Source organism: Streptomyces sp. A1277 (assembly GCF_004795015.1).
Classification (GTDB): domain Bacteria; phylum Actinomycetota; class Actinomycetes; order Streptomycetales; family Streptomycetaceae; genus Streptomyces.
Genome location: NZ_SSBI01000053.1, coordinates 1 through 25147 on the forward strand (window position 1 = coordinate 1; position 25147 = coordinate 25147).

General features: G+C 69.3%; 25 protein-coding genes, 1 tRNA gene, 1 pseudogene and 1 riboswitch. Of the genes and pseudogenes, 18 read left to right on the top strand and 9 right to left on the bottom strand.

Going from position 1 to position 25147, the window contains the following annotated elements; all coding sequences use genetic code 11:
* Positions 1 to 791: pseudogene (locus tag E6R18_RS28520) on the top strand (RDD family protein); the annotation flags it as partial.
* Between the two features lie 64 nt (positions 792 to 855).
* Entirely contained in the window at positions 856 to 1638 is a 783-nt protein-coding gene (locus E6R18_RS28525) for an RDD family protein (protein WP_136319766.1), read from the top strand.
* 6 nt (positions 1639 to 1644) lie between these two features.
* On the opposite strand, the gene E6R18_RS28530 is transcribed toward E6R18_RS28525, so the two are convergent.
* Positions 1645 to 1983, bottom strand: coding sequence for a hypothetical protein (locus tag E6R18_RS28530; protein WP_136319767.1), 339 nt, complete (start codon positions 1981 to 1983; stop codon positions 1645 to 1647).
* 370 nt (positions 1984 to 2353) lie between these two features.
* Between E6R18_RS28530 and E6R18_RS28535 the strand changes: the two genes are divergently transcribed.
* Positions 2354 to 4750, top strand: a complete 2397-nt coding sequence (locus E6R18_RS28535) for an immune inhibitor A domain-containing protein (RefSeq protein ID WP_206308453.1) — start codon at positions 2354 to 2356, stop codon at positions 4748 to 4750.
* A gap of 125 nt (positions 4751 to 4875) precedes the next feature.
* Positions 4876 to 5208, top strand: coding sequence for a hypothetical protein (locus E6R18_RS28540; RefSeq protein WP_206308454.1), 333 nt, complete (start codon positions 4876 to 4878; stop codon positions 5206 to 5208).
* A 16-nt stretch (positions 5209 to 5224) separates the two neighbouring features.
* On the opposite strand, the gene E6R18_RS28545 is transcribed toward E6R18_RS28540, so the two are convergent.
* Positions 5225 to 5809, bottom strand: a complete 585-nt coding sequence (locus E6R18_RS28545; RefSeq protein WP_136319768.1) for an isochorismatase family protein — start codon at positions 5807 to 5809, stop codon at positions 5225 to 5227.
* Positions 5810 to 6077: 268 nt separating this feature from the next.
* Complete coding sequence (locus E6R18_RS28550) at positions 6078 to 7406, bottom strand: nicotinate phosphoribosyltransferase (protein ID WP_136319769.1); 1329 nt, start codon at positions 7404 to 7406, stop codon at positions 6078 to 6080.
* A gap of 102 nt (positions 7407 to 7508) precedes the next feature.
* Between E6R18_RS28550 and clpS the strand changes: the two genes are divergently transcribed.
* From clpS to E6R18_RS28595, 8 genes are all read left to right on the top strand, one after another.
* Positions 7509 to 7823: an ATP-dependent Clp protease adapter ClpS gene (clpS, locus tag E6R18_RS28555; RefSeq protein ID WP_136319770.1), complete on the top strand. Its 315-nt coding sequence runs from the start codon at positions 7509 to 7511 to the stop codon at positions 7821 to 7823.
* A gap of 53 nt (positions 7824 to 7876) precedes the next feature.
* Positions 7877 to 8461, top strand: a complete 585-nt coding sequence (locus E6R18_RS28560) for a DUF2017 domain-containing protein (RefSeq protein ID WP_136319771.1) — start codon at positions 7877 to 7879, stop codon at positions 8459 to 8461.
* 310 nt (positions 8462 to 8771) lie between these two features.
* Positions 8772 to 10211, top strand: a complete 1440-nt coding sequence (locus E6R18_RS28565; RefSeq protein ID WP_136319772.1) for an amino acid permease — start codon at positions 8772 to 8774, stop codon at positions 10209 to 10211.
* Positions 10212 to 10302: 91 nt separating this feature from the next.
* Positions 10303 to 10734, top strand: a complete 432-nt coding sequence (locus E6R18_RS28570; RefSeq protein ID WP_136319773.1) for a M67 family metallopeptidase — start codon at positions 10303 to 10305, stop codon at positions 10732 to 10734.
* A 132-nt stretch (positions 10735 to 10866) separates the two neighbouring features.
* On the top strand, positions 10867 to 10992 hold the full coding sequence (locus E6R18_RS35300; protein WP_276607272.1) for a putative leader peptide: 126 nt from the start codon (positions 10867 to 10869) through the stop codon (positions 10990 to 10992).
* A 123-nt stretch (positions 10993 to 11115) separates the two neighbouring features.
* Positions 11116 to 11394 carry a MoaD/ThiS family protein gene (locus E6R18_RS28580; RefSeq protein ID WP_018555889.1) on the top strand — a complete coding sequence of 93 codons (279 nt, stop codon included), beginning with the start codon at positions 11116 to 11118 and terminating at the stop codon, positions 11392 to 11394.
* Positions 11394 to 12344 (top strand): cysteine synthase, encoded by a 951-nt coding sequence (locus tag E6R18_RS28585; RefSeq protein ID WP_136319775.1) that lies wholly within the window; start codon positions 11394 to 11396, stop codon positions 12342 to 12344. Before E6R18_RS28580 ends, E6R18_RS28585 begins: the two co-directional genes overlap by 1 nt.
* A 302-nt stretch (positions 12345 to 12646) precedes the next feature.
* Positions 12647 to 13399, top strand: coding sequence for an MBL fold metallo-hydrolase (locus tag E6R18_RS28595; RefSeq protein WP_136319776.1), 753 nt, complete (start codon positions 12647 to 12649; stop codon positions 13397 to 13399).
* Positions 13400 to 13488: 89 nt separating this feature from the next.
* On the opposite strand, the gene E6R18_RS28600 is transcribed toward E6R18_RS28595, so the two are convergent.
* Positions 13489 to 14736, bottom strand: coding sequence for a PTS transporter subunit EIIC (locus E6R18_RS28600; protein WP_136319777.1), 1248 nt, complete (start codon positions 14734 to 14736; stop codon positions 13489 to 13491).
* A gap of 263 nt (positions 14737 to 14999) precedes the next feature.
* Entirely contained in the window at positions 15000 to 16313 is a 1314-nt protein-coding gene (locus E6R18_RS28605) for a PTS transporter subunit EIIC (RefSeq protein WP_136319778.1), read from the bottom strand.
* Positions 16314 to 16535: 222 nt separating this feature from the next.
* On the opposite strand from E6R18_RS28605, the gene E6R18_RS28610 reads away from it, so the two are divergent.
* From E6R18_RS28610 to rdgB, 3 genes are all read left to right on the top strand, one after another.
* On the top strand, positions 16536 to 16769 hold the full coding sequence (locus E6R18_RS28610; protein WP_136319779.1) for a PTS glucose/sucrose transporter subunit IIB: 234 nt from the start codon (positions 16536 to 16538) through the stop codon (positions 16767 to 16769).
* A 311-nt stretch (positions 16770 to 17080) separates the two neighbouring features.
* Positions 17081 to 17818 (top strand): ribonuclease PH, encoded by a 738-nt coding sequence (rph, locus tag E6R18_RS28615; protein WP_136319780.1) that lies wholly within the window; start codon positions 17081 to 17083, stop codon positions 17816 to 17818.
* Between the two features lie 213 nt (positions 17819 to 18031).
* Positions 18032 to 18634, top strand: a complete 603-nt coding sequence (gene rdgB, locus E6R18_RS28620) for an RdgB/HAM1 family non-canonical purine NTP pyrophosphatase (RefSeq protein ID WP_136319781.1) — start codon at positions 18032 to 18034, stop codon at positions 18632 to 18634.
* A gap of 47 nt (positions 18635 to 18681) precedes the next feature.
* Here the strand turns inward: rdgB and E6R18_RS28625 are convergent.
* The 3 genes from E6R18_RS28625 to bcp form a co-directional block, all read right to left on the bottom strand.
* Positions 18682 to 18756: transfer RNA gene (locus tag E6R18_RS28625), tRNA-Leu, on the bottom strand.
* A gap of 254 nt (positions 18757 to 19010) precedes the next feature.
* A complete protein-coding gene (proP, locus tag E6R18_RS28630) occupies positions 19011 to 20507 on the bottom strand; it encodes a glycine betaine/L-proline transporter ProP (protein ID WP_136319782.1) in 1497 nt (498 codons plus the stop codon).
* Between the two features lie 161 nt (positions 20508 to 20668).
* Positions 20669 to 21136 carry a thioredoxin-dependent thiol peroxidase gene (gene bcp, locus E6R18_RS28635; protein ID WP_136319783.1) on the bottom strand — a complete coding sequence of 156 codons (468 nt, stop codon included), beginning with the start codon at positions 21134 to 21136 and terminating at the stop codon, positions 20669 to 20671.
* Positions 21137 to 21263: 127 nt separating this feature from the next.
* On the opposite strand from bcp, the gene E6R18_RS28640 reads away from it, so the two are divergent.
* From E6R18_RS28640 to E6R18_RS28650, 3 genes are all read left to right on the top strand, one after another.
* Positions 21264 to 21584, top strand: coding sequence for a DUF3618 domain-containing protein (locus tag E6R18_RS28640; RefSeq protein ID WP_136319784.1), 321 nt, complete (start codon positions 21264 to 21266; stop codon positions 21582 to 21584).
* A 99-nt stretch (positions 21585 to 21683) separates the two neighbouring features.
* Positions 21684 to 22022, top strand: a complete 339-nt coding sequence (locus E6R18_RS28645; protein WP_018555876.1) for a co-chaperone GroES — start codon at positions 21684 to 21686, stop codon at positions 22020 to 22022.
* A gap of 91 nt (positions 22023 to 22113) precedes the next feature.
* A riboswitch (guanidine-III (ykkC-III) riboswitch) is annotated at positions 22114 to 22182 on the top strand.
* Positions 22183 to 22221: 39 nt separating this feature from the next.
* On the top strand, positions 22222 to 22542 hold the full coding sequence (locus tag E6R18_RS28650) for a multidrug efflux SMR transporter (RefSeq protein ID WP_136319785.1): 321 nt from the start codon (positions 22222 to 22224) through the stop codon (positions 22540 to 22542).
* Positions 22543 to 22551: 9 nt separating this feature from the next.
* Here the strand turns inward: E6R18_RS28650 and E6R18_RS28655 are convergent, their stop codons facing one another.
* Entirely contained in the window at positions 22552 to 24978 is a 2427-nt protein-coding gene (locus tag E6R18_RS28655) for a transglycosylase domain-containing protein (RefSeq protein ID WP_136319786.1), read from the bottom strand.
* Positions 24979 to 25147: the final 169 nt, after the last annotated feature.

Consider the following 25147-nt stretch of genomic DNA (forward strand, 5'->3'; position numbering starts at 1 on the left):
TCCCCGCCGACCGCCACGTCCTCGTGCTCCGCCGCCCCGGCCTCCGGAGCGGGCGCGTCCACCAGGAACACCGGCGGATTCCCGGCCGACGCCACCGCCTGCGCGTGCCCGGCGGCCGTGGCGACGAAGCGGACCCGCGCGTCCTGGGCCATCAGCCGCAACCGGGCCCCGGGCAGGCGGCGGGTCCGCCGCAGGGGCAGGCGCCCGCGCAGCCCGGCTTCCCGCAGCAGGGCCGGACCGACGAGCCGGTCGTGCCGTGGAAGCCGCCGGTCGACGACCACTTCCAGCAGCTCGCGGCGGCCCGGTCCTCCGGCCGCCCGGCCCCGCTCGGCAAGCGGCTCGCCGCCCGGCTCATCGACACCGTCGTCCTCGGCGCGCTCACCGGCGCCGCCGCCGTGCCGCTCGCGGGCCGGGCCGCGGACCACGTCAACGACAAGATCGACGCGGCCAAGCTGTCCGGCGAGACCGTCACCGTGTGGCTGCTGGACTCCACCACGGGCGCACTGGCGGGCGCGGTGCTGGGTGTCTTCCTGGTGCTGGGCGTCCTGCTGGAGGCGCTGCCCACCGCGAAGTGGGGCCGTACGCTCGGCAAGAAGCTGTGCGGGCTCGACGTACGGGACATCGAGTCCCACGAGGCGCCCGGCTTCGGCGCCGCGCTGCGCCGGTGGCTGGTGTACGGGGTGCTGGGCATCCTGGTGGTCGGCGTGATCGATGTGCTGTGGTGCCTGGTCGACCGGCCGTGGCGCCAGTGCTGGCACGACAAGGCGGCGCGCACCTTCGTAGCGGGCTGAGGGCCGTCCCCCGAACGCACCTGAGCCGTTGCGGGGGCCCGGACACCGGGATGCACTGGCCTCCATGAGCAACGATCAGCCGCCGTCCGGTCCGCCGCCCGATGACGACCCGTTCCGCAAGAGGCCGCCCGGTGACGACCCGTTCCGCAAGAGGCCGCCCGGTGACGACCCGTTCCGCAAGAGGCCGCCCGGTGACGACCCGTTCCGCAAGAGGCCGCCCGGTGACGACCCGTTCCGCGAGAGGCCGCCCGGTGACCAGCCGCCGCCGTCGGGCTCGCCCTACGACAGCGTGCCGCCTCCGCCGCCGTACGGTCCGGGGCCCTACGGGGGCGGCGGGCCCTACGGCGGGGCGGACCCGCTGGCGGGGATGCCGCCGCTCGCGGAGCCGGGCAAGCGCATCCTGGCCCGGCTGATCGACTTCCTGATCATCTCGATCCCGCTGTATCTGATCTCGCTGCCCTGGGGCGGGGCGGTCGGGGGATCGGACGGCAACGGCAACGACGACAACGTCGGCGACATCTTCGCCCAGACCTACAGCGGGCATCAGCTGCTCTGGTCGCTGATCGGCCTGGTGGTCTACGTCGGCTACGACACGTACTTCACGCACAAGGACGGCCGCACCTTCGGCAAGCGGCTGCTGAAGATGCGGGTCGCGATGCTCAACGACGGCCGGGTGCCGGACACCGGGGCCGCGTTCCTGCGGGCCGTGGTGCTGTGGCTGCCGGCGCTGCTGTGCTGCCCGTGCCTGTGGTGGCTGATCAACATCGTGCTGATGTTCACCGACAAGCCCTACCGCCAGGGCCTCCAGGACAAGGCGGCCAAGACGGTGGTGGTGACCGTCAACTGACGTGCCTCAGCGCCTCAGCGAGTGCTCGCCCACCCGCTGCGCGGCGGTGCGGGCGGCGGGAATCCTGCTCTGTACGGAGACGGGGGCGCGGCCCTCGTCCCCGGCGGCGGGGGCGGTGCCACGGTGCGCGGACACCGGGGCGCCCGGCCTCGCCGCTTTCGCCGTGTGGCGGCGGGCGGGGGCGGGAACGGTGACGGACACCAGCAGCCCGAGAACGAGCGCGGCCGTGCAGACGGCGGCGATTCCGATGCCCGAACCGGTCCGGAACAGCAGCAACATGGCCAGGGTCGAGAAGACGACGGTGACCGAACCGTAGGAGAGCTGTGCGGCAGTGGGACGCGGCATGGCGTTTTCCAGTCCTCGGGACGTCGGATGGGCGATCTCTCAACACGGTCGTACTGTCGAGCGACTCTATGACGGGGGATGCCCGCGAGGAACGGGTAGTAAGCGTAACCTAACCCACAGTGCCGGTGCATGGGGGGCGCACGGAGTCATCTCGCGCGCCCTCGTGGAGGTCTGACGCGCCGGTGGATCGCGGACGCCTCGTCCGGATTCCGGAATGGCGCTCCTGCATAGTGCACTTGCTGTGCTCAAGTCAAGGTCTGTCTTTTCTTCCTTAACTCCGGTCGAATGTCGTCACTTGTGACGCGTTTCCGCGCGCGGCCTCTCCACACTCCCGGGCCGTCGCCGCGGGCGCCGGGGAGGACTGCATCACGTGATCATTAAGAGACGGGCGCTTCGCACCGGAGCGGTTGTCGTGGCCATGGCCGCGACGGCCGCCACCGCATCCGCCTTCGCCACCGCTCAGGCAGATGACCAGGCGTCAAGCGCTCCTGCCTCCATCGACCGCCGGGACCCGGGGTCGGCCGAGGGCAACGCGCATAATCTGGAGGGCCCGTTCAGCAAGCAGCAGGACGCCCAGCGTCAGGCCGCTCTGGAACAGGTCATATCCGGCGACAAGAAGGTGTCGTCGCGCGGCGGCTCCAACGTCGTCAAGCTCGACGACAACAAGTACGTCGAGCTCGGCCGCGAGAAGACCGACAAGATCTTCACCATCCTGGTGGAGTTCGGCGACCAGGTCGACAACACGACCATGTACGACCCGGACGGCGCGGGCCCCAAGCCCCCCGTCAAGAAGTACGGCGGCACGCCGGGACCGGCGCACAACAAGATAGCCAAGCCGGACCCGAAGAAGGACAACAGCACCGCCTGGCAGGCCGACTACAACCAGGCCCACTTCCAGGACCTGTACTTCGGCGAGGGCGCGGGCAAGAACTCCCTCAAGACGTACTACGAGAAGACCTCCTCCGGCCGCTACTCGGTCGACGGCGAGGTCTCCGACTGGGTCAAGGTCCCGTACAACGAGGCGCGTTACGGCTCGAACTTCTGCGGTTCGACCAACTGCTCCAACGCCTGGGACATGATCAAGGACGGCGTGAACGCCTGGGCCGCCGACCAGAAGGCCAAGGGCCGTACCGCCGAGCAGATCAAGGCGGACCTCGCCCAGTACGACAAGTGGGACCGCTACGACTACGACAACGACGGCATCTTCGACGAGCCCGACGGCTACATCGATCACTTCCAGATCGTGCACGCGGGTGAGGACGAGTCCGCCGGCGGCGGCGTCGAGGGCACCAACGCCATCTGGGCGCACCGCTGGTACGCGTACGGCACCAACGTCGGTGCCACGGGCCCGGACGAGAACAAGGCCGGCGGCACCCAGATCGGCGACACCGGCATCTGGGTCGGCGACTACACCGCGCAGCCCGAGAACGGCGGCCTGGGCGTCTTCGCCCACGAGTACGGCCACGACCTCGGTCTCCCGGACCTCTACGACACCACCAACACCGCCGAGAACTCGGTCGGCTTCTGGTCGCTGATGTCGGCGGGCTCCTGGCTCGGCACCGGCAAGGACAGCATCGGCGACATGCCCGGTGACATGACCGCCTGGGACAAGCTCCAGCTGGGCTGGCTCAACTACGCCGAGGCCAAGGCCGCGACGAAGTCCACCCACAAGCTGGGCGTCTCCGAGTACAACACCAAGGACAAGCAGGCGCTCCTCGTCACGCTGCCCGCCAAGCCCGTCACCACCCCCGTCACGACGCCCGCCGAGGGCGCCAAGCAGTGGTGGAGCGACATGGGCGACAACCTCAGCAACACGCTGTCCCGTCCGGTCGACCTGACCGGCAAGACCAAGGCGTCCCTGGACCTCCAGGGCTGGTGGGACATCGAGGCCGACTACGACTACCTCTACACCGAGGTGTCCACGAACGGCGGCACCAGCTGGACCGCGATCGACGGCACCGCCGACGGCAAGGCCATCCCGCGCGACGCCAGTGACAAGCCGGCCCTGACCGACGTCTCCGGCAAGTACCAGAAGCTCTCGTACTCGCTGGACGCCTACGCGGGCAAGAAGATCGACATCCGCTTCCGCTACGCCACCGACGGCGGCGCGGGCGGCGTGGGCTTCGCGGCCGACACCATCTCGGTCACCGCCGACGGCACCGCGCTGTTCACGGACAACGCCGAGGGCGACGACAACGGCTGGACCAGCAAGGGCTTCTCGCGGGTCGGCAAGTCGTTCGCCAAGGACTACCCGCAGTACTACCTCGCGGAGAACCGCCAGTACGTCAGCTACGACGAGACCCTCAAGGTCGGCCCGTACAACTTCGGCTTCTCCACGACCCGTCCGGACTGGGTCGAGCACTTCCCGTACCAGAACGGCCTGCTCGTCTGGCTCTGGGACACCTCCCAGAAGGACAACAACGTCTCGCAGCACCCGGGCCAGGGCCTGATCCTGCCGGTCGACGCGCACGCCAAGCCGCTGACGTGGTCGAACGGCACGGTCATCCGCAACAAGATCCAGCCCTTCGACGCCCCGTTCAGCTGGTACCCGACGGACGGCTTCACGCTGCACAACGCCGACGTGGCCACGAAGATCAAGCCGCAGCTCGGCGTGCCGGCCTTCGACGACCACAAGGGGACCTACTGGTACAAGGAGAACCCGACCGGAAGCGTCAAGGTTCCTGACACCAACACCAAGATCACGATCGTCAGCGAGCCGCTCAACGGCTCCACGATGACCGTCCAGGTGGGGACCTCGACCAAGTAGTCCAGCATCACCGCAGGTCACAGCATGATCGGCCGTCGCCCTCTAGCGGGCGGCGGCCGATCGTGTTTAGGTGCCTCTTGTTCACTTTCTTATTGACACGATGTCTCACGGGGGAGCGCGGAAGCATGGCAGGCGGAGGATTCAGCAAGTTGCCGAACGGCAGTGTGGTCGTCGCGATCACCCTGCCGAGCCCGGCGGAGAGCGCGGGACCGGGCACCCCGGTCCGCGTCCTGGTGCACGCGGGCAACAGAGCCCGGGCCCTGACCCGGCTGCGCAACCTGGGCCTGCGCGCGGTCTACCTGCGCGGCAACGCCGAGCCGCCCACCCCGGACGAGATCACCGCCGTCCTGCACCACCCGGACGGCCTCCTGTGGCGCGCGAGGCCGGAGCGGGCCCAGGAGCTCTGGCACCCCATCCGCGCCCTGCTGAGGCCCGCCGTGGCGGCCGGACAGGTCTGAGGGGCCCCGGGGCCGCTCAGACCACCGGCTTGCCCGTCAGCGCCACGCCCGCGCCGCGCATCTCCTCCAGCGCCCGGTCCGTCGTCGCCTCGGCGACGCCCGCGGTCAGGTCGAGCAGCACCTGCGTGGCGAAGCCCTCACGGACGGCGTCCAGTGCGGTGGCCCGCACGCAGTGGTCGGTCGCGATGCCGACCACGTCGACCTCGGCGACCTCGTGCGCGCGCAGCCACTCGGCGAGCCCGGTGCCGTTCTCGTCCAGCCCTTCGAAACCGCTGTACGCGGCCGCGTGCGCGCCCTTGTCGAAGACCGTGTCGACGGCCCCCGAGGCGACCGCCGGGGCGAAGTTGGGGTGGAAGCCCACCCCCTCCGTACCGGCGACGCAGTGCGGCGGCCAGGAGTGCTCGAAGTCCGGCGCCGACGAGAAGTGGTCACCGGGATCGACGTGGTGGTCCCGGGTGGCCACCACGTACCGGTAGCCGGGCCGGCTCTCGCCGATCAGGTCCGTGATGGCGGCGGCGACGTCGGCACCCCCCGCGACGGCGAGGCTCCCGCCCTCACAGAAGTCGTTCTGAACGTCCACGACGATCAAGGCGCGGTGCATGCTGGGTGTCCTTCGGTGGGGGAGTGAGCGGTGATCACACGGTTACGGGGATGGCACCGAGCCTAGAGACTCGGGCCGGCGTTAGGGAGGGGGTGCCCCCGCAAATCAAACGGGCCCGGGCGAAATCAAGCGCGCGCGGTCAAATCAAGCCCGCCCGGACAAAGTCAGGCGCGCGCAGGCAAAGCCGGGCGCACACGGGCAAATCAAGCCCGCCCGGCGATTGAGGACGAAGCGGCACCCGGACGCACCCGGCACCGCCGCCCCGCCCTCACACGTACTCCGTGGGGATGACCGCCTCGCCCCGCGACAACTGCATCGCCGACAACGGCAGCCCCGCCCGCGCGGCGATGTGCCGCTCCCGCGCCGCGTCCAGCGGCTCCCGGGCGACGACCTCGCCGCCCCGGACCAGCTCCACCAGCAGCTGCCGGCCGGCCAGCTCCTGCGGCACCGAGCCGGTGCCGATCACCTCGGCCTCCGCCACGCCCTCGTCGTCCAGCCGGCGCGCCGCCCACTTGCGGCCGCCCTTCGAGGACTTCGCGCCCATCGACTTCTTCGCCACCGGCCGCAGCTCGTCCGCCGGATCGGCCGACCCCGCGCGGGCGACCAGCTTGTAGACCATCGAGCACGTGGGGTGCCCGCTGCCGGTCACCAGCTGGGTGCCCACCCCGTACGCGTCCACCGGCGCGGCGGCCAGCGAGGCGATGGCGTACTCGTCCAGGTCCGAGGTGACCACGATCTTCGTCCCGGTGGCGCCCAGCTCGTCCAGCTGCTGGCGCACCCGGTGGGCCACCAGCAGCAGGTCGCCGGAGTCGATCCGCACCGCCCCCAGCTCGGGACCGGCCAGCTCGACCGCCGTACGGACCGCCTCGGTCACGTCGTACGTGTCCACCAGCAGCGTCGTGCCGCGCCCCAGCGAGTCCACCTGGGCCCGGAACGCGTCGCGCTCGGAGTCGTGCAGCAGCGTGAAGGCGTGGGCGCTCGTACCGACCGTCGGGATGTTGTAGCGGAAGCCGGCGGCCAGGTCGGAGGTGGTGTCGAAGCCGCCGATGTACGCGGCCCGGGCCGAGGCCACCGCCGACAGCTCGTGGGTGCGGCGCGCGCCCATCTCGATCAGCCCGCGCCCGCCCGCCGCCGCCGACATCCGGGAGGCCGCGGCGGCGATGGCCGAGTCGTGGTTGAGGATCGACAGGATCACCGTCTCCAGCAGCACGCACTCGGCGAAGGAGCCCTCGACCCGCAGGATCGGCGAGCCCGGGAAGTACACCTCGCCCTCCGGGTAGCCCCAGACATCGCCGCTGAAGCGGTAGTCGGCCAGGTAGTCCAGCGTCGGCCCGTCCACGACGTCCTGGTCGCGCAGGAAGGCGAGCATCTCGTCGTCGAAGTGGAAGTTCTCCACCGCGTCCAGGACCCGCCCGATGCCCGCGACGACGCCGTAGCGCCGCCCCTCGGGCAGCCGGCGGGTGAACGCCTCGAAGACCGAGCGCCGGTCGGCGGTGCCGGCCTTCAGCGCGGCCTGCACCATCGTGAGCTCGTACTGGTCGGTGAAGAGCGCTGTCGACGGCACGCCGACCCGTCGCCCAAGGTCCGCAGAGTTCATGCCGGGGATGCTACCCCTATTTCGTCAGAGTGACGAGATGGGGGTCCGGGGCCCGGCGCGGCGCGGGGGCCGTTTGTGCGAGGGGCCACCGCGAGTGGCAGCATGGGGAAGGTGAGCGTCGCCCCCGTAGAGATCGAACGTCCCGAATCGGCCGAGGACAGCCTCGTCGTCCCAGAGCCCGACGTCCCCTGGGTGACGCTGGTCCACAACGACCCGGTCAACCTCATGAGCTATGTGACCTATGTCTTCCAGGCGTACTTCGGCTACTCCAAGGACAAGGCGCACAAGCTGATGCTCGACGTCCACCAGAAGGGCCGCGCCGTCGTCTCCAGCGGCAGCCGCGAGGAGATGGAGCGCGACGTCCAGGCCATGCACGGCTACGGACTGTGGGCCACCCTCACCCAGGACCGCAACTGACCCGCTCCGCACCGCCCCCGTCCGTCCCGCCCGACCACCATCGGAGACAACCCATGGCCGGCCACTTCGAGGCCACCCCCGGCGGCGGCGCGGCCGTCGCGCTCGACGAGGTGGAGATCGCGATCCTGCGCTCCCTCGCCGTCCAGCTGCTGGAGCTCATCGGGCCCGGCGACGAACCCGCCGAAGGCGACGATCCGCTCGCCGCCCTGTTCGCCGAGGGCCCCAGCGAGCCGCCCGCCGACCCGGCCCTGGCCCGCCTCTTCCCCGAGGCGTACGGCGACGAGGACGACGAACTGCGCGCCGCCTCCTCCGAGTTCCGCCGGTTCACCGAAAACGACCTGCGCACCCGCAAGCGCGAGGACGCCCTCGTCGTCGTACGCACCCTCGACGCGCTCACGCCCGCAGGCGATGGCGCCGCCGTGCTCACGCTCACCGCCGACGAGTGCCGCAGCTGGCTCGGCTCCCTCAACGACCTCCGGCTCACCATCGGCACCCGCCTGGAGGTCTCCGACGAGGACGACGGCGAGGAGGGCTCGCTGTACCGGCTCCCCGACAGCGACCCGCGCAAGCCCATGGTCATGGCCTACCTCTGGCTCGGCGCCCTCCAGGAAACCCTGGTCGAGACCCTGATGCCGTGACCGGGAGCGCCGGGGAGCGTTCGCTCAACGGACACTCAAATCCACATAACGATCACGTCACCTGAACGGCCTTTTTTGCAGCGCCCGGACCGCCTTGTCCGCTTTTACTTGTGGTGTGCGCCACAAAACGTCCGCTGGATCACCGTTGTGCCCGTGATAAATCTTCACGACCACTCGGGGACGCCACCCATGTCCCCGGGCAGGCGCTATCAGCCGGTGACCACCGGCGGCACTCCATCCATATCCGGGGGGATCAGGACCTGATCCGCGGCCGACAGGCGCGGATCGGCGTGGAGAAAGGCGCAACCACATGACATCGGCGCAGATCGACGACAAAGGGCAGGACGGCCCGCACGCCGCAGCCGCGGATGCCACCACTTCCGCCGAGGGATACCAGAGAGCTCTCGGCGCCCGCCAGATCCAGATGATCGCGATCGGCGGGGCCATCGGCACCGGCCTCTTCCTCGGCGCCGGCAAGGCCATCGCCAAGGCCGGACCCAGCCTCATCCTGGCCTACGCCATAGCCGGCCTGGTCATCTTCTTCATCATGCGGGCCCTGGGCGAACTCCTCATGTACCGCCCGGTCTCGGGCTCCTTCTCCGAGTACGCCCGCGAATTCATCGGCCCCTTCGCCGGATTCGTCACCGGCTGGACCTACTGGCTCTTCTGGGTCGTCACCGGAATCACCGAAGTCACCGCCGCAGCCCAGTACATGACCTTCTGGTTCACCATTCCACAATGGGTCTCGGCCCTGGTCTTCACCATCATTCTCTACGGCGTGAACCTCATCTCCGTGAAACTCTTCGGAGAGCTGGAGTTCTGGTTCTCGATGGTCAAGGTCACCGCCATCGTCGGCATGATCCTCATCTGCGCCGGAATCCTCACCCTCGGCTTCTCCGACGCCGGGGACACCGCGAGCGTCACCCACCTGTGGTCCGACGGCGGCTTCTTCCCGCACGGCATCAAGGGCACCCTGATGACCCTGCAGATCGTGATGTTCGCCTTCCTCGCCGTCGAGCTCGTCGGCGTCACCGCCGGTGAGTCCAAGGACCCCAAGACCGTCCTGCCCAAGGCCATCAACACCGTGCCCTGGCGCATCGCCGTCTTCTACATCGGCGCCCTGATCATGATCCTCTCGGTGGTGCCCTGGACCGAGTTCTCGCCCAAGGTCTCCCCATTCGTCGAAGCCTTCGAGAAGATGGGCCTCGGCCTCGGCGCGGGCATCGTCAACTTCGTCGTCCTGACCGCCGCGCTCTCCTCCTGCAACTCCGGCATGTACTCCACCGGCCGCATGCTCCGCGACCTCGCGCTCAACGGCCAGGGCCCGAAGTTCTTCACCACGCTGACCAGGAGCGGCACCCCGCTGGTCGGCACCACGTTCTCCGCCGCCCTGATGCTCGTCGGCGTCTGGATCAACTACCAGTGGCCCGGCGAAGCCTTCACCTACGTCGTCTCCTTCGCCACGATCTCCGGCATGTGGGCCTGGATCATGATCCTGACCAGCCAGCTCCGCTACCGCCGCCTGGCCGACCGCGGAGTCCTCCCGCAGTCCACCTTCCGGGCCCCCGGAGCCCCGCACACCAGCGCCTTCGCGCTCGCGTTCATCGCCGTGGTCGTCGTCATGATGGGCATCGACAAGGACACCAGGATCTCCCTGTACTGCGCCCCGCTCTGGGCGCTGATCCTCGGCGTCTCCTACCTGGTCCTGAAGTCCCGCAACCCGCAGGGCAAGGCGTTCGCCAAGCGCTGAGCCACCGGCCCCCACCAGGACGGTCCCACGATGCGGGCCCCGGCGTACCACTCCTCGGTACACCGGGGCCCGCCGTCCTATCCTGGGCGCCATGCTGACCATCACCCGGACGCTCTACGACCAGATCGTCGCCCACGCCCGCGCCGACCACCCCGACGAAGCGTGCGGCGTCGTCGCCGGACCCGCCGGCTCCGGCCGCCCCGAACGCTTCATCCCGATGCTCAACGCGGCCCGCTCGCCCACGTTCTACGAGTTCGACTCGGCCGACCTCCTCAAGCTCTACCGCGACATGGACGACCGCGACGAGGAGCCCGTGATCGTCTACCACTCGCACACGGCGACCGAGGCATACCCCTCGCGCACCGACGTCACCTACGCCAACGAGCCCGGCGCCCACTACGTCCTCGTGTCCACCGCGGACACCGACGACGCGGGCCCCTTCCAGTTCCGCTCGTACCGCATCGTGGACGGCGAGATCACCGAGGAGGAGGTCCAGGTCGTCGAGGCGTACCCGGCCGCCTGACCTCGCCCGCACCACCTCCGCAGCCCCCGGACAGGGCCGGGCGCCCCGGCCCTGTCCGCCTGGCGAACACCAAACATCCACCAGGTGAGATCACACTCCGAATCCCCGACCGGGAATCGATACGATGACCGCATGGTTCCCCATGACGTGAGTGACAAGACGCCGGGCACGCTGCTCGTGGCGCGCCTGCACGTCGACCTGTGCCGCCTCTCCAGCGCGATCTGTACGAACCACCGGTCAGCCGGCCGCGAGGGCTGAGCCCGCGCCCGTACCGGCGCCGCCCGCCCGGGCGCCACACACCACGCACCGACCCCCGCGCGGGGGCAGAGCCGCGCGCCCCACGCCCACCGCCACCACTCCGCTTCGACAGGAGCCCACGCCATGGCCATCGAGGTCCGCATCCCGACCATCCTCCGCACCTACACCGACGGCGCCAAGGCCGTCGAGGGCAACGGGGACACCCTCGCCGACCTCTTCACGGACCTGGAGAGCCGCCACACCGGCATCCGTGAGCGCATCGTCGACGGCGAACAGCTGCGCCGCTTCGTCAACGTCTACCTCAACGACGAAGACGTCCGCTTCCTCGACGGCATCTCCACCAAGCTCAACGACGGCGACAGCATCACCATCCTCCCGGCCGTCGCCGGCGGCATGAACTGATGCGCTTCGACAGCCCGCTCGCCGCGGTGGGCAACACCCCGCTCGTCCGCCTGCCGCGGCTGTCACCGTCGGACGACGTCCGCATCTGGGCCAAGCTGGAGGACCGCAACCCCACCGGCTCGATCAAGGACCGCCCCGCGCTCCACATGGTCGAACAGGCGGAGAAGGACGGCCGGCTCACCCCCGGCTGCACCATCCTCGAACCCACCAGCGGCAACACCGGCATCTCGCTCGCCATGGCGGCCAAGCTCAAGGGCTACCGCATCGTGTGCGTGATGCCGGAGAACACCTCCCAGGAACGGCGCGACCTGCTCGCCATGTGGGGCGCCGAGATCATCTCCTCACCGGCCGCAGGCGGCTCCAACACCGCCGTCCGCGTCGCCAAGGAGCTCTCGGCCGAACACCCGGACTGGGTCATGCTCTACCAGTACGGCAACCCGGACAACGCGGGCGCCCACTACGCCACGACCGGCCCGGAGATCCTCACCGACCTCCCCTCGGTCACCCACTTCGTCGCGGGCCTCGGCACCACCGGCACCCTCATGGGCGTCGGCCGCTACCTGCGCGAACACGTCGAAGGCATCAAGATCGTCGCCGCCGAGCCGCGCTACGACGACCTCGTCTACGGCCTGCGCAACCTCGACGAGGGCTTCGTCCCCGAGCTCTACGACGCCTCCGTCCTCACCACCCGCTACTCGGTCGGCTCCGCCGACGCCGTCACCCGCACCCGCGAACTCCTCCAGCAGGAGGGCATCTTCGCGGGCGTCTCCACCGGGGCGGCGCTGCACGCCGCGATCGGGGTCGGCAACAAGGCCGTCAAGGCCGGCGAGACCGCGGACATCGTCTTCGTCGTCGCCGACGGGGGCTGGAAGTACCTGTCGACGGGCGTGTACACCGCGCCGACGACGGAAGCGGCGATCGAGACGTTGCAGGGGCAGCTCTGGGCGTAGTCGCGCTGCGCACGTCGTACCCCTGACGCCGGGGCCGGACCATCGTGGTCCGGCCCCGGCGTCGTCGTTCCCGGAGCGCCGCCCCGGGGCAGGGCCCCGGTCCCGGGAAGGGGCGGGATGGGGAACAGGCCCGTCGCAGGAGCCACTCGCCGCCACCCGAACCGGTGACAGCACAGGTGAGTTCCCCCACAACGACACGCCCCGAAGGAGCGACCCGCACTTTCGCGCCTTACGCTCAACAAACCGCACCGCGAGAACCGCACGAACCCTCCCCGTTCCCACGTCTCGGAGGTTCACGCTCCATGAAGCTCACCGTCGTCGGCTGCTCCGGCTCGTTCCCCTCCGCGGGATCGGCATGCTCGAGCTACCTCGTAGAGGCCGACGGCTTCAGGCTGCTCCTCGACATGGGCAACGGCGCCCTCGGCGAGCTGCAGCGTTACGTCGGTCTGTACGACCTCGACGCCATCTTCCTCAGCCACCTGCACGCCGACCACTGCATCGACATGTGCGCGTACTTCGTCGTCCGCTACTACCCGCACGGCGGCGACCGCCCCGCCCGCATCCCGGTCTACGGCCCAGACGGCACGGAGCAGCGGCTCACCACCGCGCACGCGGACACCCCGTCCGACCACGCGATGAGCGAGGTCTTCGACTTCCACACGCTGAAGCCGGGCTGGTTCGGGATCGGCCCCTTCTCGGTGCGCACGGAGAAGCTCCGCCACCCCGTGGAGACGTACGGCATCCGCATCGAGCACGGCGGCCGCTCGCTCACGTACTCCGGGGACACCGGCACCTGCGAGGGGCTGGACGAGCTGGCCGAGGGCACGGATCTCTTCCTCTGCGAGGCGTCGTTCGTGGACGGCAAGGAGGACATCCCGGACCTCCACCTCAACGGCCGGGAGGCCGGCGAGGTGGCCGCGCGGGCGGAGGCGGGCCGCCTGGTCCTCACCCACATCCCGCCGTGGACCGACGCGGAGCGCAACCTCGCCGACGCCCGCGAGGTGTTCACCGGGCCGACGGAGCTGGCGGTGCCCGGCGCGGTCTACGAGGTCTGAGCGACCGGCCCGTACGCGCACGACGAAGCCCCTCGCCTTCCGCCCGGGAAGGTGAGGGGCTTCGTCGTGTACGGGTCGCCGACCGGGGCCTACTTGGTCAGGTCCTCGATCTCCTCCTCGGGCTCGCGGCCCGGGGTGGTGAGGTTGAACTTGGTGATCGCGAAGCGGAACACCACGTAGTAGATCACCGCGAAGACGAGCCCGATCGGGATGATCAGCCACGGCTTGGTCGCGAGGTTCCAGTTCAGCGCGTAGTCGATGAAGCCGGCCGAGAAGGTGAACCCGGCGTGCACGCCCAGCGCCCAGGTGACGGCCATCGAGATCGCGGTGAGGACCGCGTGGATCGCGTAGAGGAGCGGCGCGATGAACATGAACGAGAACTCGATCGGCTCGGTCACACCGGTGACGAACGAGGTCAGCGCCAGGGAGACCATCATGCCCATCACGGCCTTGCGGCGCTCGGGGCGGGCGGAGTGCGCGATGGCGATGGCGGCGGCCGGGAGACCGAACATCATGATCGGGAAGAAGCCCGACATGAACTGACCGGCGGTCGGGTCGTGGGCGAAGAAGCGGTTGAGGTCACCGTGCACGACCGCGCCGGTGGCGTCCGTGAAGTCACCCAGCTGGAACCACGAGACCGTGTTGACGAACTGGTGCATGCCGACGGGGATCAGCGCGCGGTTGATCAGACCGAAGAGGCCGGCACCGAAGGAGCCGAGACCGGTCATCCACTCGCCGAAGCTGGATATGCCGTCGCCGATGGGCTCCCAGATCAGGCCGAAGAAGACACCGAAGACCACGCCGACGAAGGCCATGATGATCGGGACGAGCCGGCGGCCGTTGAAGAAGCCGAGCCAGTCCACCAGCTTGGTGCGGTGGAACTTCTGCCACAGGATCGCGGCGACGAGACCCATCAGGATGCCGCCGAGGACACCCGGGTTGTTGTACGTGGCGGCCGTGTCCTCGCCCTTCTGGATCACCGCTTCGGTGACCGGGAAGGCCTTGAGCACGTTGCTGTACACCAGGAAGCCGACCAGGGCCGCCAGGGCGGTCGAGCCGTCCGACTTCTTGGCGAAGCCGATGGCGACACCGATGCAGAAGAGCAGCGGAAGGTTGTCGAAGACCGCGCCGCCTGCCGTGGCGAACACGGAGGCGACCTTGTCCCAGCCGAGGCCGTCGTCACCGAAGACGTCGGGCTGGCCGAGACGGAGCAGAATGCCTGCGGCCGGCAGCACGGCGATCGGCAGCTGGAGGCTGCGTCCTACCTTCTGCAGGCCCTGGAACAGGCCGGAGCCCCGCTTCTTCGCGGGGGCCGCCGAGGCGGTGGCCGTACTCATCAACTTCCTCCAGTAGGCAAGGCGCCGCCAGGGACAGGGGTTTCGGGTGGGCGACGACTCGAGGAATGTGACGCGGGAACGTCACATGGTCTGGACCACTGAGTGGTGTAGACCAGTTGTAGCACGGTGAGGGTTAGATAAGGAACCTGCAATTTCCGACTACTTCGCAGTAGTCATCGCATACGCACCGTGACATGCGAAAGGCCCCAGGACCGCAGGGTCCGGGGGCCTGTGCCGACGGGGTCCGCCACCCCGCCGATCAGCTACTTCGTCAGATTCTGCTCGATCTCCTCCTCGACCTCCTCGGGCTCCCGGCCCGGCGTCTGGAGATTGAACCTGGTGATCGCGAACCGGAAGATCACGTAATACACGACGGCGAAAGCCAGCCCGATCGGGATGATGAGCCAGGGTTTCGTCGCCAGGCTCCAGTTGATGACGTAGTCGATCAACCCCGCCGAGAAGCTGAAGCCGTCCTTCACACCCAGCGCCCACGTCACCGCCATCGACACACCGGTGAGCACCGCGTGGATCGCATACAGGATGGGCGCGACGAACAGGAACGAGTACTCGATCGGCTCCGTGATTCCCGTCACGAACGACGTCAGACCGACCGAGATCATCATGCCCGCCACCGCCTTGCGCCGATGCGGCTTCGCGCAGTGGTAGATCGCCAGCGCCGCCGCCGGCAGCGCGAACATCATGATCGGGAAGAAGCCCGTCGTGAACTGCCCGGCCGTCGGATCGCCCGCCAGGAACCGGTTGATGTCACCGTGCACGACCGTCCCGTCCGGCTTCGTGAAGTCACCGAACTGGAACCAGACGAACGTGTTCAGGAACTGGTGCATGCCGATGACCAGCAACGCGCGGTTGGCCACACCGAAGATGCCCGACCCCAGCCAGTTCAGGTCCACCAGCCACTTCGAGAAACTGGTCAGACCGTCACCGATCGGCTGCCACAGCCACGCACACAGCGCCGCGAAGAGTAGACCGACGAACGCCATGATGATCGGGACGAGCCGGCGGCCGTTGAAGAAGCCCAGCCAGTCCACCAGCTTCACCCGGTGGAACCGCCGCCAGAACCAGGCCGCCATCAGGCCCATCACGATCCCGCCGAACACCCCCGGGTTCTGGTACGCCGCCGGCGTCACCGTCGCGTCGCCCGCGACACACGTACCGAACCAGGTGCCGCCCGAGACGAACGTCGAACCCTTGTCGCAGTCCACCGGGAACGCGTGCAGCACCGCGTAGTACACGAGGAAACCCGTCACGGCGGCCAGCGCCGTCGAACCGTCCGCCTTCCGCGCCATCCCGATCGCCACACCGACGCAGAACAGCAGCGGAAGCCCGAGCCCCGAGTCCAGCAGCGCACCACCGGCCGCCGCGAAGACCTTGGCGACATTCGTCCAGCCCAGGCCCTCGTCACCGAAGACGTCCGGCTGCCCGAGCCGGTTGAGGATACCGGCGGCCGGCAGCACGGCGATCGGGAGCTGAAGGCTGCGCCCCATCTTCTGGAGGCCCTGGAAAAGACCGTTCCACCACCGCTTCTGTGGGATGGCGGCTTCGCTGCTGGAGCTCATCGGCGTCCTCCCGGAACAAGCCACGTTTGATGGGTGTTGCAGACTGGTGTAGACCAGTTGCGGTACGGTGCGGAGCCCGCCCGGAAGGCAGGGCACCGGTGATCGTCATCATTGGCGACAGCCGGAGCGCTCGCTAGCGAAGTTGAGCCAACCGTGCGTTACCGTGACGAAACGGACCCATGGTGGGCCGTCGCATGCACATGAGGAACCAGGGAGAAGGCCATGGCCAGCAAGGCTGAGAAGATCGTCGCCGGGCTCGGCGGAATCGAGAACATCGAAGAGGTCGAGGGCTGCATCACCCGCCTGCGCACCGAGGTCCGCGACGCGAGCAAGGTCGACGAGGCCGCGCTCAAGGCCGCCGGCGCCCACGGCGTCGTCAAGATGGGCACCGCGATCCAGGTCGTCATCGGCACCGACGCCGACCCGATCGCCGCCGACATCGAAGACATGATGTGACCCACCGCTGAACCCGTCGGGCCTCCTCGGCCGACACCCGCCGAACCCCGCCGGCCCCTCGGCCGGCACCCGCAGGCCCCGCCCACCAGGGCGGGGCCTGCCGCGCGCCCGCCCCACCGGGGTGCTCCGGTCGGGCAACCCCGCACACCGGAGGGAACGGGCTCCTGTGGGGCACCCCGCACACCGGCGATACAGGCTCCGCGCCGGAAATCCCGGGTCTCACGCCCGCCGCCACCCACGGCCCCGCGCCCAGGCAGGCACCGCCTCCTCGCCGGAATTCACCCGGCCCCGCACCCGATAGGCTCGACGCCATGTCTCGTATCGACGGCCGCACCCCCGACCAGCTCCGCCCCGTCACCATCGAACGCGGATGGAGCAAGCACGCCGAAGGTTCCGTACTCATCTCCTTCGGCGACACCAAAGTCTTCTGCACCGCCTCCGTCACCGAAGGCGTGCCCCGCTGGCGCAAGGGCAGCGGCGAAGGCTGGGTCACCGCCGAATACTCCATGCTGCCCCGCTCCACCAACACCCGCGGCGACCGCGAATCCGTACGCGGCAAGATCGGCGGCCGCACCCACGAGATCAGCCGCCTCATCGGCCGCTCCCTGCGCGCCGTCATCGACTACAAGGCCCTCGGCGAGAACACCATCGTCCTCGACTGCGACGTCCTCCAGGCCGACGGCGGCACCCGCACCGCCGCCATCACCGGCGCCTACGTCGCGCTGGCCGACGCGATCGCCTGGGCCCAGGGAAAGAAGATCATCAAGCACGGCCGCAAGCCGCTGACCGGCACCGTCGCCGCCGTCAGCGTCGGCATCGTCGACGGCACCCCGCTCCTCGACCTCTGCTACGAGGAGGACGTCCGCGCCGAGACCGACATGAACGTCGTCTGCACCGGCGACGGCCGCTTCGTGGAGGTCCAGGGCACCGCCGAGGCCGAGCCCTTCGACCGCACGGAACTGAACGCGCTCCTCGACCTCGCCACCGCCGGCTGCGTAGACCTCGCGCGGCTCCAGACCGAAGCCCTGGCCGCCACCCTCGGCGCGTAGGGCAGACCCCGAGAGCAACCAACTCCCTCTCCCACGGCGTCGATACGCATACGGGCGCACGGGTCCAACCGTGCGCCCGTCCACGTATCCGCACCCGGGGAGGGACCACACCATGGCCGCGCGCCACCGGCACCACCGCACCGCACTGGCCGTGGAGATCGCCGAGGTCTGCACCCCGTGACCCACCGGGGCGGGCGCGGCGATAATCGACCCATGACCCGTCTCATCCTCGCCACCCGCAACGCCGGGAAGATCACCGAACTCCACGCGATCCTCGCCGACGCGGGCCTCACCCACGAACTCGTCGGCGCCGACGCGTACCCGGAGGTCCCCGACGTCAAGGAGACCGGCGTCACCTTCGCCGAGAACGCCCTCCTCAAGGCCCACGCCCTCGCCCGGGCCACCGGCCACCCCGCCATCGCCGACGACTCCGGCCTCTGCGTAGACGTGCTCGGCGGCGCCCCCGGCATCTTCTCGGCCCGCTGGTCCGGCACCCACGGCAACGACCGCGCCAACCTGGACCTGCTCCTCGCCCAGCTCTCCGACATCGACGCCCCCCACCGCGCCGCCCACTTCGCCTGCGCGGCCGCGCTCGCCCTCCCGGACGGCACGGAACGCGTGGTCGAGGGCCGCCTCACCGGCACCCTGCGCCACACCCCCGCCGGCGGTTACGGCTTCGGCTACGACCCGATCCTCCAGCCGGACGGCGAGACGCGCACCTGCGCGGAACTGACCCCGGACGAAAAGAACGCGATCAGCCACCGCGGCAAGGCGTTCCGGGCGCTGGTGCCGGTGGTGCGGGAACTGGTGGGGTAACACTGATGCCCGGCCCCTCCGGAGGGGCCGGGCATCAGTGTGATGTGTGCGCCCGGTCGGATTCGAACCGACACAAACACGACCACCTAAAGATCGCCGCTCACCAGTTGGCGTACGGGCGCATAACGAGAACGAGCTTACCGCCCCGCATGGAGGGGCGGGCAGAGTTCCAGACGGTGCCCGTGCCACACCTCGCACATCGTTCTTCTGCGCCCATGCGGATGAGCTCCTCGCTGTCGCACTTTGCGAGAGGCCGGATCCATTACGGAGCAATGGACCGACTATCGGAGAGTCACGTCCGATATCCGACAAGATGCGGAACGGCCCGTACCGCTTCGAGGGGAAGCCGTACGGGCCGCAGCGGGGGCCGAAAGGGTCAGAACTTCGGGTCCGGGGTCTGGGAGGCCACCAGTTCTTCCGCTTCCGCCGTCGTCTCCACCGAGGGCGGGGAGCCGGCCAGGGGCTTGTTGGCGGTTTCCTTCATGCAGGCCACCGCGATCACGCCGACCAGGGCCGCCGCCATCGCGTAGTAGGCCGGCATCAGGTTGGTGCCCGAGACGCTGATCAGGGCGGTGATCACCAGCGGGGTCGTACCGCCGAAGAGCGACGCGGAGAGGTTGTAGCCGACCGAGAGGGAGCCGTAGCGGACGTTCGTGGGGAACAGGGCCGGGAGGGCGGCCGACATCGTGCCGAGCATGCAGACCAGGGAGAGGCCCAGCAGCAGCATGCCGATGGTGATGGCGGGGATGCTGCCCTGGCGGATCAGGAGGAAGGCGGGGAGGGAGAAGATCAGGAAGCCCAGCATGCCGGTCATCAGGAGCGGCTTGCGGCCGAAGCGGTCGGAGAGCTTTCCGATCTGGTTGATGATCAGCATCAGGAAGACCATGACGGCCAGCAGGATGAGCAGGCCGTGGGTCTCGCTGTAGCCGAGCTCGTCGGAGAGGTACGTCGGCATGTACGACAGCAGCATGTAGTCGGTGATGTTGTACGCGCCGACCAGGCAGATGCAGAGGATCAGCGTCGGCCAGTAGTCGCGGAAGATCTTGGCGAGGTCGCCCTTGGCGGTCGTCTCGACGCTGTCCGCCGCCTCCGTGGCGTGCGCGGTGCCGCCCTCCAGCTTCTGGAAGGCCGGGGTCTCGTCCAGGCGCAGTCGCAGGTAGAGGCCGACGAGGCCGAGCGGGCCCGCGACGAGGAAGGGGATGCGCCAGCCCCAGGAGTCCATCTGGGCGTCGCTGAGGAGCGCGTAGAGCAGTGTGACGAGGCCGGCGGCGCCCACGTAGCCGGCCAGGGTGCCGAATTCGAGGAAGCTGCCGAAGAAGCCGCGCCGCTTGTCGGGGGCGTACTCGGCGATGAAGGTCGAGGCCCCGCCGTACTCGCCGCCCGTGGAGAAGCCCTGGAGCATGCGGAAGAAGATCAGCAGGACGGCCGCCCAGATGCCGATCGACTGGTGTGAGGGGATGAGGCCGATCGCGAAGGTGCCGATCGCCATCATGATCATGGTGAGGGCGAGGACCTTCTTGCGGCCGACCTTGTCGCCCATGGGTCCGAAGAACATGCCGCCGAGGGGGCGGACGAGGAAGGCGACCGCGAAGGTGGCGAAGGAGGAGAGGAGCTGGGTGGTGTCGTTCCCGGACGGGAAGAAGACGTGGCCCAGGGTTCCGGCGAGGTAGGAGTAGATGCCGAAGTCGAACCATTCCATGGCGTTGCCGAGTGAGGCAGCCTTGACCGCGCGCTTGACCGCCTGGTCGTCCGTGATCGTGATGTCCGTACGGCGCAGCTTGGGGTTCTGGCGCTTGCGGATGGCACGGAAGAGGGCGGGGTGGCGTTTGACCGCTTCCGGGTCGGCCACCTGGTGGGGGTCGGAGGCCGCCATGGCCGGTTCCTTTCCTCGGCGAGTGTTTCAGGAAAGGCTTCTGCGCGGACATGGCGGTCGCAAACCGATTCGGCGGAGGATTGGGATGTCGCTCACATGATTTCGGCCGTTCGGCCCAACGGCCGGCTGGTTTCGGTTCGCTCCGGGCGGGCGGGTGGGTCTCAGATCTTGAGGTCTTTGATGATCTTGGCGACGTGGCCGGTCGCCTTCACGTTGTAGAAGGCGTGGGCGACCTTGCCGTTCTCGTCGACGACGATCGTGGAGCGGATGACGCCCGTCACCGTTTTGCCGTAGAGCTTCTTCTCGCCGTAGGCGCCGTACGCCTCCAGGGTCTCCTTGGCGGGATCGCCCACCAGGGTGACCTTGAGGTTCTCCTTCTCGCGGAATTTCGCGAGCTTCTCCGGCTTGTCGGGTGAGACGCCGATGACGTCGTAGCCGGCCCCGGCCAGGAGGTCGAGGTTGTCGGTGAAGTCGCATGCCTGCTTGGTGCAGCCGGGGGTAAGTGCTGCGGGGTAGAAGTAGACGATGACCTTGTGGCCCTTGTGGTCCGCGAGCGAGACGTCGTTGCCGTCGGCGTCGGGGAGGGTGAAGGCGGGGGCGGTGTCGCCGGGCTTGAGGCGCTCGCTCATGGTTCTCCTCGTTGGTACGTGGGGTGTAAGGGACCGAGGGTAATAGGGGTGCCGCCGGGTGCGGATGCGGCGGAACTGACAGACTGTCGATGAAGGTTTACCGGACGAGGACCACGGAGGCGGCGCGGTGTCGGATGCCAGGACCCCTGCGCAGATCGAGGCGGACATCATCAGCAGGCGTGAGCGGCTTGCGGTGGTACTCGATGAGATCGGGGTGCGTGTGCACCCGAAGACGATCATCGGTGACGCGAAGGCGAAGGTCGCCGGGACCGTGGACCGGACGGCCGGGCGTGCGTACGTCGCGGTGAACCGGGCGGTGTCGGACGTGAAGGCGCAGTTCGTCTCGGAGGAGGGTTCGCCCCGGCTGGAGCGGGTCGTCCCGGTGGCGCTGCTGGCGGTCGGTGTGGTGGGTCTGGTGGTCGTGTCCAGGCGGCGCGGCAAGCGCTGACGCCCTGGGCGGTGCCTTGCCGGTCGCGGCCGGGTCGGCGGTGCCTGGTACGGCACCCCCTGGCGCACGGCCGTCCCGCTGCCCGGTAGGTTGCGGGGCGTGAGCGAGAACACCGACGACAAGCTGCCCATCCGGATGCTGCACGACCGTGTGCTGGTCCGGTCCGAGTCGCCCGAGGGCGAGCGGCGTTCGGGCGGCGGCATTCTGATTCCCGCGACGGCTGCGGTCGGCCGTCGGCTGGGGTGGGCCGTGGTGGTCGCGGTGGGGCAGAACGTGCGGACGGTCGAGCCGGGTGACCGGGTGCTGTTCGATCCGGAGGACCGGGCGGAGGTCGAGGTGCGGGGTGTGGCGTACGTGCTGATGCGCGAGCGTGATCTGCACGCGGTGGCGGCGGACCGGTTCGAGGGCTCGGAGGATTCGACCGGGTTGTATCTGTAATCCGCGCCGGAAGGCCCTGGGGGCCCGGTGGCCGTGGTCACCGCGCCGGAAGGCCCTGAGGGTCCGGTGACCGTGGTCACCGGGCCTTTTGTCTGTCCTTTGCTACGGTGGAAGGACCCGACGAGACGCGCCGTACCGGGTTCCGCAAAGACGACGCACCCGTGTTGTTCGCGTGTTCTGTCTCGTCGGAGGTGCTGTCGTGGCGTGGGTTCTGCTGGTCGTCGCCGGTCTGCTGGAGGTGGCCTGGTCGATCGGGATGAAGTACACCGAGGGGTTCACCCGGCTGTGGCCGAGTGTGTTCACGGGCGTGGGGATCGTGGCGAGCATGCTGTTGTTGTCGCATGCGGCGCGGACCCTGCCGATCGGTACGGCGTACGGGGTGTGGGTCGGCATCGGTGCGGCGGGTGCGGCGGTGCTGGGGATGGTGGTGCTGCACGAGCCGGTGACGGCGGCCCGGATCTTCTTCGTCTGTCTGTTGCTGGTGGCTGTGGTGGGGTTGAAGGCGACGTCGGGGCACTGACGCGGCGGCTCAGGGGTGGCTGGTGGGGGCCTTGGTGCCGCGGGGGCCTTCGAGGAAGCCGCCGGTGTCCCCGTTGCCGCCGCTCCCGTCGTCGTTCCCGCCGGTGCTGCCGCCCCCGTTCCCGCCGCCCCCGTTCGCGCCGCCGTCCTCGCCTCCGGTGTCCGCCCCGCCGTCCGTCGTGCCGCCGTTGCCGGCGCCTCCGGCGGGGGTGTCGGTGGTGCCGGGTGTGGTCCGCGGGGCCGACGGGGTGCGGGACGGGGTGGTGGACGGGGTGCGTGCGGGGGTGGAGGGGCGGCGGCCGGTGTCGCCGGGGGCGGTGTCCTCCTCGGTGGGCAGGGCGGTGTTGTCGGTGCCGTCTTCCAGGTGGAGGTCGAACTCCTTCGCGGGGGTGCCGCGCAGGGCGGCGCCGGTGTATTGGGCCCAGGTCTCGGCGGGGGCGCCGCCGCCGTTGATGCGGGGGAGTCCGAGCGCGCCGTAGAGGGGTTTCTGGGCGCCGGTGTCGGGGTTCTGGCCCATGACGGCGATGACGGTGGCCAGGTCGGGGGTGTAGCCGGCGAACCAGGCGGCCTTGTCCTCCTCGGCGGTGCCGGTTTTGCCGGCGGCGGGCCGTCCGGCGCCTTGGGCGGCGGTGCCGGTGCCGCCGTCCACGACGCTCCGGAGGATGGAGGTGGTGGTGTCGGCGGCCTCGCGGCTGACGGCCTGCTTCACCGTACGGCCGGGCAGGGCGATGCTTTCGCCGTTTTTGGTGATCTTTGTGACGAGGACGTGGTCGCCGTGCTTGCCGTGGTTGGCGAGGGTGGCGTAGGCGTCGGTCATGTCGAGGACGCTGGCGGTTGCGACGCCGAGGGCGACGGAGGGGGTGGGGGTGAGGTCGGGGGTGTCCTTGGGGATGCCGAGGTCGACGGCGGTCTGCCGGACCTTGGCGGGGCCGACGTCCTCGGCCATCTGGGCGTAGACGGCGTTGACGGATTTGTCGGTGGCGGTGCTGACGGTGATGGGGCCGTAGCTGACGTCGTCCTCGTTGGACGGGTCGTAGCCGGTGGGTCCGTCGGGGCCCTGGACCATGCGTTTGTCGGTGCCGTCGTAGATGGTGCTGGGGGTGATGCGGCGGCCGTCCTGGGTGGTGGAGTCGTTGGCCACGGCGGAGGTGAAGACGAACGGTTTGAAGGTGGAGCCGACCTGGTAGTCGCGGCGGGTCGCGTTGTTGACGTACTGCCGGGTGTAGTCGATGCCGCCGTAGAGGGCGACGACGTGGCCGTCCGCGGGGTTGATGGAGGCGCCGCCGACGCGGACGTTGCGGTCGGGCCCGCGCTCGTCGTCGGTCCTGGACATGACCTTGTCGTCCACGGCCTTGACGAGGGCGTCCTGTTTTTTCTTCTCCAGCGTGGTGGTGATGCGGTAGCCGCGCGTGGCGATGGTCTTCTCGTCCAGGATGTCGTGGGCGACGAGGTAGTCCTCGACGGCCTGGACGATGTAGCCGCGCTGCCCGGAGAGGCTGTTGGCGGGTTTGACGGGGCCGGGTGCGGGGAAGGTCATCGCGGCGCGTGCGCCGGCGCTGAGCCAGTTCTCCTTGACCATGCCGTCGAGCACGTAGTTCCAGCGGGCGACGGCCGCGGCTTTGTTCTCCGGGTGGGTGACGACGTCGTAGGCGCTGGGGGCGTTGAGCAGGGAGGCGAGGTACGCGCCTTCGGCGGTGGTGACGTCGCCGACGTCCTTGCCGTAGTACGCCTGGGCGGCGGCCTGGATGCCGTAGGCGTTGCGGCCGAAGTAGCTGGTGTTGAGGTAGCCCTCGAAGATCTGGTTCTTGGACTGTTCGCGGTTGAGCTTGATCGCGATGAAGAATTCCTTGATCTTGCGGACGACGGTCTGTTCCTGGCCCAGGTAGTAGTTCTTGACGTACTGCTGGGTGATGGTCGAGCCGCCCTGTTTGCCCTTGCCGGTGAGGGTGTTCCAGCCGGCCCGGAACATGGCTTTGATGTCTACGGCGCGTTCGGAGTAGAAGTCGCGGTCCTCGGCGGCCAGGACCGTGTGCTGGATGGTGCGGGGGACCTGGGCGAGCTTGATGTTCTCCCGGTTGACGTCGCCGTCGCGGGCGATGACGCTGCCGTCCTGGTAGAGGTAGACGTTGGACTGGGCGGTGGCGCTGGCGTTGGCGGCGGGGATGTCCACGAGCTGGTAGCCGGCGATGAAGCCGCCGACCAGGAGCACGGCGATGAGCAGGACTGCGCCGAGGACCATGCGCCAGGTGGGGATGAGCCGGCGCCAGCCGGTGCGCTTGGGGCGCTTGGCCTTCGGGGGCTTCTTCCCGCCGGTGCCGGCCGTGGCGCCCTGTCCTTGGGGGGTGGAGCCGGGGGCGGCGGCGTCGGCAGGCAGGTCCCTGGGGGGCCAGCCCCCGGGCTCGGCGTCCCCGTTCTGCTGCTGTGGCTCGTCGCTCATGTCGGTGCAGACTCCTCGGCCGCGGTCAGTCACCCCATAGTGCCCCTTTCTGTTGCATAAGCCTCGGAATAACCCTCGGATCGCCCGCCGAAAAGCGGTCGCGGCGGCCGTCCCCGCCTGACTAGGCTCTTGCGCTTTGGTGTCCGCGCACGGTGCGGCACCCGTGAAT